Below are 660 nucleotides of genomic sequence, written 5' to 3'. Positions count from 1 at the left end.
AAATGAGGAGTCAAAAATTTATTATTATCCTAAATCCCTCCTCACTAATGCCCCTTTCTACTAATTTAATCCTTCATCGTTTGGCTTAGACTAAAAAACCCAAAAGAGGAGCGATATTCTCTAAAGATCCTTTGTGTATATGCATTGTACTGCTCAGAAAGAGAAGTCATCATTTTGGCTTTAATCTCCACGTTTTCCTCAAACAAATCCAAAATATTTACCTGGGGCAAGACGTAAAGAACCGCTTTTTCTGATACCGTTATGGCCGTATACAGACGCTGAGTATTCAAAAGTAATGCATTGTCGCCCAAAGCATTACCTTCATGCACAATGGTTAACTCTTCGTAATCATCCTCCGCCTCAAAATTAAGTGAAATACGTCCCGACTTTATCATATAAAAAGCCTGACTGGGGTCATTCCTAAAAAAAATCACTTCATTCTGGTTAAACTCCCTTAAGTGCAGATAAGGCAGAAATAAACTTATTTCATCGGGGCTGAGTCTTTCAAATACTCTAATTCCTGATAAAAAGCGGATTAATTGAGATTCCTTCTCCGTAAAAGTCTTCTTAAATGGATAGATCATACTTCACTAATTTAATGCGGCTATTTCCCTGAGCATGAAAATAAGTAGAATCCTTTATTTTATATCTATCTGAAAA

General features: G+C 35.9%; 1 protein-coding gene. It reads right to left on the bottom strand.

Going from position 1 to position 660, the window contains the following annotated elements; translation table 11 throughout:
- Positions 1-65 precede the first annotated feature (65 nt).
- A complete protein-coding gene (locus tag E1171_RS00395) occupies positions 66-584 on the bottom strand; it encodes a Crp/Fnr family transcriptional regulator (RefSeq protein ID WP_155203016.1) in 519 nt (172 codons plus the stop codon).
- Positions 585-660 lie beyond the last annotated feature (76 nt).

The sequence above is a fragment of the Xanthovirga aplysinae genome (genome assembly GCF_009711365.1).
Classification (GTDB): domain Bacteria; phylum Bacteroidota; class Bacteroidia; order Cytophagales; family Cyclobacteriaceae; genus Xanthovirga; species Xanthovirga aplysinae.
Note: the sequence above shows the minus strand (reverse complement) of the source record. Positions and strands in the feature narration are given on the sequence as shown.